Annotated in this window: 2 protein-coding genes and 1 pseudogene; all 3 read left to right on the top strand. The window is 72.0% G+C overall.

The genetic code is table 11. From position 1 onward, the window contains the following. Window positions 1-2,981, top strand: a 2,981-nt coding sequence (locus tag ACWD38_RS29685) for a type I polyketide synthase (RefSeq protein ID WP_450125388.1), incomplete at its 5' end; no start/stop codon positions are given. A 171-nt stretch (window positions 2,982-3,152) separates the two neighbouring features. Then, window positions 3,153-5,915 (top strand): AAA family ATPase, encoded by a 2,763-nt coding sequence (locus ACWD38_RS29680; protein WP_450125387.1) that lies wholly within the window; start codon window positions 3,153-3,155, stop codon window positions 5,913-5,915. Between the two features lie 297 nt (window positions 5,916-6,212). Next, window positions 6,213-7,985 (top strand): annotated as a pseudogene (locus ACWD38_RS29675) (type I polyketide synthase); the annotation flags it as partial.

Below are 7,985 nucleotides of genomic sequence, written 5' to 3'. Positions count from 1 at the left end.
AGCGGTTGTTGTTGGAGGTGTCGTGGGAGGTGTTCGAGCGGGCGGGTGTTGATCCGAGTTCGTTGCGGGGCAAGGACATCGGCGTGTTCACCGGCGTCACCAATCACGACTACGGCGATCGGTTGATCGGCTCCTCCGCGGAGCTGGAAGGGTTCCGCCTCACCGGCCTGTCGGGCAGCGTCGCTTCGGGTCGGGTGTCCTACACGTTGGGTTTGGAGGGTCCGGCGGTGACGGTGGACACGGCGTGTTCGTCGTCGTTGGTGGCGATTCACCTTGCTGCGCAATCGATCCGCCAGGGCGAGTGCTCGATGGCGTTGGCGGGCGGCGTCACGGTGATGGCGGGGCCCGGCGGATTCGTGGAGTTCTCCCGGCAGCGCGCGTTGGCACCGGATGGCCGGTGCAAGGCGTTCGCGGCGGCCGCCGACGGCACGGCGTGGTCCGAAGGCGTCGGGTTGGTGCTGCTGGAGCGGTTGTCGGAAGCCGAGCGCAACGGGCATCAGGTGTTGGCGGTGTTGCGCGGGTCGGCGGTGAACCAGGACGGCGCGTCGAACGGATTGACGGCGCCGAACGGTCCTTCGCAGCAGCGGGTGATTCGGGCGGCGTTGGAGCGGGCGGGACTGTCCGCTGTGGACGTGGACGCCGTCGAGGGGCACGGAACCGGGACGACGCTGGGTGATCCGATCGAGGCGCAGGCGTTGCTGGCGACTTATGGGCAGGGCAGGTCGGCTGATCGGCCGTTGTGGCTGGGCTCGTTGAAGTCGAACATCGGACACGCGCAGGCGGCCGCCGGCATCGGCGGTGTGATCAAGATGGTTTTGGCGATGCGGCATGGGATTTTGCCGAAGACCCTGCACGTGGACGAGCCGTCCCGGGAGGTGGATTGGTCCTCGGGTGACGTCCGGTTGTTGACCGAGCAGCGGGCGTGGCCGGAAACTGATCATCCGCGCAGGGCGGCGGTGTCGTCGTTCGGCGTGAGCGGCACCAACGCACACCTGATCCTCGAACAGCCACCCGAACCGGTCGAACGACCGGAGCGTCCCGAGGAAGATGCCCGGCCCACGACCGTCGCGCTGGTGCTCTCCGGGCGGGGCGCCGCCGCCCGGAGAGCCCAAGCCGCCCGTATCCGCTCGTTGCTCGCCGACGATCCGGACCTGGACCTCCACGACCTCGGCCACTCGCTGGTGACCACCCGGGCCGAGCACGACGACCGAGCCGTGATCATCGCCGAGGACCGGGAAGCGGCGCTGACCGGCTTGGCGGCGCTGGCGAGCGGTACGCCCGCGCCGAACGTGCTCACCGGGCGCAGCGGCACCGGCAGGCTCGCGATGATGTTCCCCGGTCAGGGCGCTCAGCGAGCAGGGATGGGCCGGCAGCTCTACGACGCGCTACCGGCGTTCGCCCGTGCTTTCGACGTCGTCGCGGACGAACTGGACCGCTGCGCGGGAACGCGCACCTCCTTGCGGGAGGTCGTGTTCGCGGAGCAGGGCAGCCCGGAAGCGGAGCTGCTGGACCGCACCGAGCACACCCAGGCCGCCCTGTTCGCGATGGAGACCGCGCTGTTCCGGTTGCTGGAATCGTGGGGACTGCGGCCGGACTTCCTGGTGGGGCATTCGATCGGCGAGCTCACCGCGGCGCACGTCGCCGGCGTGCTGGCGCTGCCGGACGCGTGCGCGTTGGTGTCGGCACGCGGTCGCTTGATGCGGGACCAGCGGGACGACGGAGCCATGCTCGCCGTTCAGGCTCCCGAACAGGAAGTCCTGGCGCTGCTGGACGAACGTGCGGTATCGATCGCGGCGGTGAACGGCCCGGCGTCCACGGTGGTCTCCGGTGATGCGGATGCGGTCGCCGAGATCGAGGAGGCGTTCCGCGCCCAGGGCCGGCGAACCAAGCGGTTGCGGGTGAGCCACGCCTTCCACTCCCCGCACATGGACGGTGCGCTCGCCGAGTTCGGCCGGATCGCTCGCAAGCTGAACTACTCCGAGCCCCGGACCCCGGTCGTGTCCAACCTCACCGGCCGGATCGCGGAGCCGGGCCTGCTGTGCGACCCCGGCTACTGGGTGGACCACGTGCGGCGCGCCGTCCGCTTCGCCGACGGCGTGCGGTGCCTGCGCGAGCAGGGCGTGACCGACCTGCTGGAGGTCGGGTCCGGAACGGCCCTGAGCACCCTCGTCCAAGAAGGTTTCGGCCTCCAGGACGCCCGGTGCGCCGTGGTCGCGTCCTCGCCCCCGGGCCGCCCGGAGGTCTCGAGCGTGCTGACCGCGCTGGCCCGGTTGTCGGTGCGCGGCATCGACGTGCGCTGGCCTTCGGTGTTCGCGGGCAGGGGCGCACGCGCCATCGACCTGCCGACCTACCCGTTCCGCCACTCGCGCTACTGGCCCGATCCGCCACCGGAGAACTCCGAGACCAGGGCGGACAACGGGTACGAGCCCCCCGCGTCGCAGGAGCCCCCCGCGGTCGTGGATCCCGTCGCGAACCGGGAGTCGCTGGTTCGCGACCTGTCCGCGCTACCGGCCGGTGGCCGGCGCCGCCGGATGCTGGAACTCGTCGACGAGCACATCGGCCGTGTGCTGGGCGGCCCGGTCGAGGCGGACCGGGCCTTCCGGGAAGCAGGTTTCGGTTCCCTGACCGCCGTGGAACTGCGCAACCGGTTGGTCGCGGCGACCGGAATCGATCTGCCTGCGACCTTGCTGTTCGACCACCCCACCCCGATCGCGCTGGCCGACGCGTTGTCGGTGCTGCTCGTCCCGAACGACCGCGCCGAGTCCCCGGTCGCGGCCGAGTTGGACCGGCTGGAGGCGGCACTGGATTCGTTCGCCGGTGACAGCGCGACCCGGCAGGCCGTCTCCGCCCGGCTGCGCGCCTTGGCGACGAAGTGGGGGGCGGAGCAGGAGCAGGACGTTGCCGGGCAGCTCCGGGACGCCTCGGCATCGGAGGTGTTCGACTTCATCGACCAGCGACTCGGCCGTTCCAGGGAACGATGACCGTCCACATTGGAGTCAGATGCGATCGGACGCCCTCCGGCGGCGCACCGGAGTGCCCGCGGAATGGGGGATCAGTGGAACTGCGCGTCTGCTCGCGCGAACCGGGTGGCTCCTAACGTGATGCGGGTGCGGCGACGTGGAACCCGCACCCGGATCAGGGGGAGGCGATCGATGGACCTGGTCGAGCGCGAAGAGCACGTGGACTTCCTGGACCAGCGCGTGTCCGACTGCACGAGAGGGCGCGGCCACCTGGTGCTACTCGAGGGCGCCGTGGGCAACGGAAAGACGGCGTTGCTGCGGACGCTGCTCGCACGCGCCGCGGAGTCCGGCGTGCAGTGCCTGCACGCCGCCTGCTCACCGGTGGAGCGGAACCTGCCGCTGGGCGTGCTGAGCGACCTGTTCCACGCGGTGCGTCCGGAGACCGCGGCCTCCCGGGTGGTGAAGCTGCTCGACGAGGGCACCGCCGTCTCGTCGCTCGCCGCGCCGGACGTCGAGGCGGTGGATCCGGCACTGGTGCGGGTGTTCCACGGGCTGCTCGGGGTCGTGCTCGAACGCGCCGCGGCCGGCCCGGTCCTCATCGCCGTCGACGACGCGCACCACGCGGACATTCCTTCCCTGCACTTCCTGCTCTACCTCGTGCGCCGCGCGCGGTCCGCGCCGGTGCTGGTCGTGTTCACCGGAACCGGGGGGCACGGCCCCGGTCGGGCGTTGCTCCACGCCGAGCTGTTGCAGCACTCCAACCGGAGCACCTTGCACCTGCCGCCGCTGTCCCGGTCGGGGACGGCCGCGCTCGTCGCCGAGCAGTCGCCTGCGGGCGGGCCGCCGGCCCCGGAGGTCTTCGACGCCAGCGGCGGGAACCCGGTGCTGGCCCGTGCCTTTCTCGACGACGCCCGACGCGGCGAGCAGGCGCCCGGCCCCGGCTACTGCCGCGCAGTGCGCCACTGCCTGCACCGCGCCGGACCGGACGTGCTGGCCGTGGCCGGGGCGCTCGCGGTGCTGGAAACCGCGGACGTGGCGGACGTGGCCGAACTCGCCACGCTCGACATCGCGGCGGCGACCGGCGCGACGAGGATGCTCGCCGCGATCGGGATGCACGTCGGGAGCGGTTTCCGGCACCCGGCGATGCCGCGCGCCGCGCTCGCCGACGTACCGGTGGAACGCCGCGCGGACCTGCACCGCAGGGCGGCCCGGTTGCGCCGCCGCCAGGGCGCGTCCGCGGCGGGCATCGCCCGGCACCTGTTGGCGGCGGAGCACACCGCGGACAGCTGGGTCCCCGCTGTGCTGCGCGAAGCAGCCGACCAAGAGTTGCGTGCCGACGGGTGGTCCCGAGCGGTCGACTACCTCGCACTGGCCCATCGGGCCTGCACCGGCCGGCAGGAGCAGGCCGCAGCCCGTTCCCGGCTGGCCGCCGCGGAGTGGCAGCTCAACCCCGCACTCGCGGCTCGCCACCTCGCGCCCCTGGCCGCTGCCGCGCGGGCGGGCGAACTGTCGCCCCGGGAGAGCGTGCCGCTGGTCCGGCAGCTGCTCTGGCACGGGCGGGTCGCGGAAGCAGGCGATGTGCTCGAACCGCTCCGCGCGCAGGCGCACGAACAGGAGGCCGAGGCAGTCGCCGAACTCCAGGACTTGGAGCGCTGGCTCGCCGGCGTGCACCCCGGAGCGTTCTCGCGCGGATCGACCAAGCCCGCCGCGGAAAGTCCCACGCCGGTGCGGCTGCGCACGGATCCGGCGCTGCGCTCGGCGGCGCTCGCCGCGGACCTGCTCGTGCGCGGCCGCACCAAGGACCTGGTCGGCCGTGCCGAGCACGTGCTGCGCGACGTCCAGATCGACCACCGCAGCACGTGGGGGGCGGAACCGGCCCTGCTCGCGCTGCTCGCCCTCGTCTACGCCGACCGCACCCGTGCGGCCAGGCACTGGTGCGATCGGCTGGTGGGCCGGCTCGGCGATGGTCCGGCACCGACGTGGCGAGCGCTGCTGGGCGCCTGCCGCGCCGAGATCGCGGTCCGGCAGGGCGACCTGCCCGCGGCGGGCGAGCATGCGCGGCGGGCGATGAACGAGCTGCCGCTGGAAGCGTGGGGTGTGGTCGCCGGGCTGCCGCTGGGCGCGCTCGTGCTGGCGGCAACCGAGACCGGTGATGTCGATGAGGCCGCCGCCGCCCTCGCACTGCCGTTGCCGGACGCGGTTTTCGGCAGCCAGTACGGGTTGCACTACCTCCACGCCCGCGGCAGGAACCATCTCGCGATGGGACGGCATCATGCCGCGTTGGCCGACTTCCTGTCCTGCGGGGAGTTGATGCGCGACTGGGCGATGGACCTGCCCGGGTTGGTGCCGTGGCGGACCAGTGCCGCGGAAGCGTGGCTGCGCCAGGACAACCGGGAACGGGTCCGGCAGCTGGCGGGGGAGCAGCTGTTCCGGTTGGGCAGCGGCGCCTCCCGAGCCCGGGGGCTGGCGCTGCGGGTGCTGGCGCTCGGCGGGCCGCCGGCCCGGCGGCCCACGCTGCTCGCGGAGGCGGTCGACCTGTTCGAGGACTGCGGCGACCGGTTCGAGCTGGCGCGTTCGCTCGCGGACCTCAGCCGCACCCTGCACGGTCTCGGCGACCGCGGCCGCGCTCGCCGAGTGCTCCGCCGGGCGTGGCACGTGGCCCAGCAGTGCGGGGCCCGGCCGCTGTGCCACGAGATCCTCCCCGACCCGGAGTCCGCGGACCGCGACGTCCCGCTGCAAGGGAGGGCCAAGGGAATCGAGCTGTTGACCACCTCGGAGCGACGGGTCGCGGCGCTGGCCGCCGTGGGCCACACCAACCGCGAGATCGCGCAGAAGCTCTTCATCACCGCCAGCACGGTCGAGCAGCACCTGACCCGGGTCTACCGCAAGCTCGAAGTCCGCTACCGCCGGGAACTCCCGTCAGAACTGCACATCGACGTCGCGAACTCGGCCTGAGGGGCCGTTTCACCATGACCTTCGTAGTGGGTCGCTCAGCGGAACCTCAGCGGCTTCCTCGCTGCCCGTTTTCCTGGTATGGCGGCGATTTCTGATGTCGCTCCCTACACGGCGAATTCGCTTTCCTCGCGAGGAAGCCGCTGAGAACCCGCCGGTGGTCGGCCTGCTCAAGCCGGTCACTGCTCAGCGGCTCCGCCGCTGACAGGAAGAAGACCAACAGATCATTCCGCACGGACGCCTGAGCAGGGCCGCGGACCGCCGTCCGGACTCGTCCGGCGACTCTAAGGGGCTGCGCGCATGACGAATGAGGAAAAGCTCGTCGATTACCTCAAGTGGGTCACCGCCGACCTGCATGAAGCCCGCACGCGCTTGGCGGAGCTCGAATCCGGTTCGCCGGAGCCGATCGCGATCACCGGAATGGCCTGCCGGTTGCCGGGCGGGGTGACCGGGCCGGACGACCTGTGGGAGTTGGTGCTCGACGAGCGCGACGGCATCAGCGGGTTCCCGGTCGACCGGGGGTGGGACCTCGAAGGTCTCTACGACCCCGACCCGGAGCGAGCCGGGACCTGCTACGCCCGCGCCGGTGGATTCCTGCACGACGTCGCGGAGTTCGATGCGGAGTTCTTCGGCATCTCGCCGCGCGAGGCCGTCACCATCGACCCGCAGCAGCGGCTGCTGCTGGAGACCTCTTGGGAGGTGTTCGAGCGGGCCGGAACGGATCCGAGTTCGTTGCGCGGCGAGGACGTCGGCGTCTTCACCGGAGTGGTCTACCAGAACTACGCCGTGCGCAGGCGCGTCGCAGCGGAGCTCGAGGGATACCTGGCGATCGGCAGTTCCGGCAGCGTCGCTTCCGGCCGCGTGGCTTACACCTTCGGTTTCGAAGGCCCCGCGATCTCGGTGGACACCGCCTGTTCGTCGTCCTCGGTGGCGATCCACCTGGCGGCGCAGTCGCTGCGCCGGGGCGAGTGCTCGATGGCGTTGGCCGGCGGGGTGACGGTGATGCCGCACCCGGACGTGTTCGTGGAGTTCTCCCGCCAGCGCGCGTTGTCGCCGGACGGTCGGTGCAAGGCGTTCGCGGCGGCAGCGGACGGTACCGGCTGGGCGGAGGGGGTGGGGGTGTTGTTGCTGGAGCGGTTGTCGGAGGCCGAGCGCCATGGCCGTCCGGTGTTGGCGGTGCTGCGCGGGTCGGCGGTGAACCAGGACGGTGCGTCGAACGGGTTGACGGCGCCGAGCGGTCCGTCGCAGCAGCGTGTGATCCGGGCCGCGCTGGCGGACGCGGGTCTGTCCACTGCGGATGTCGACCTGGTGGAGGCGCACGGAACGGGGACGGCTCTGGGTGATCCGATCGAGGCGCAGGCGTTGCTGGCGACGTACGGGCAGGGGCGCTCGGTGGATCGGCCGTTGTGGTTGGGGTCGTTGAAGTCCAACATCGGTCATACCCAGGGTGCCGCAGGTGTGGTCGGTGTGATCAAGGCGGTGCTGGCGCTGCGCCACGGCGTGCTGCCCGCGACGTTGCACGTCGACCGGCCGTCACCCGAGGTGGATTGGTCCGGGGGGACCGTCCGGCTGCTGACCGCCGCGCGGGAGTGGCCGGACACCGGAAGGCCCCGTCGGGCCGCGGTTTCCGCATTCGGCATGAGCGGCACCAACGCCCACCTGATCGTCGAGCAGGCGCCACCCGGCGACGGCGACCCCGGCGCCGTGGACTCGTCATCGCCCGAGCTCGTCTCGCTGCCGGTGTCCGGTCGCGGCACCACCGCGCTGCGGGCTCAGGCCGCCGCGCTCCGCGACCACCTCGCCGCACGTCCCGAGATCGGTCCGGCGGAGCTGTCGCGCTCGTTGATCACGACCCGCGCCGCCTTCTCGCACCGGGCGGTGGCCGTGGTCGCCGACCGCGCGAGCGCGCTGGACGGGTTGGACGCGCTCGCGAGGGGAGCCTCGACCCCCGGAGTGGTCCCGCCGGGAAGGGCCGACGTCACTGGTGGTTGTGGGTTTGTGTTTCCGGGGCAGGGTGCGCAGTGGGTGGGTATGGCGGTGGAGTTGTTGGGTGTGTCGTCGGTGTTTGCGGGG

The organism is Saccharopolyspora sp. NPDC002578 (genome assembly GCF_053592695.1).
Note: the sequence above shows the minus strand (reverse complement) of the source record. Positions and strands in the feature narration are given on the sequence as shown.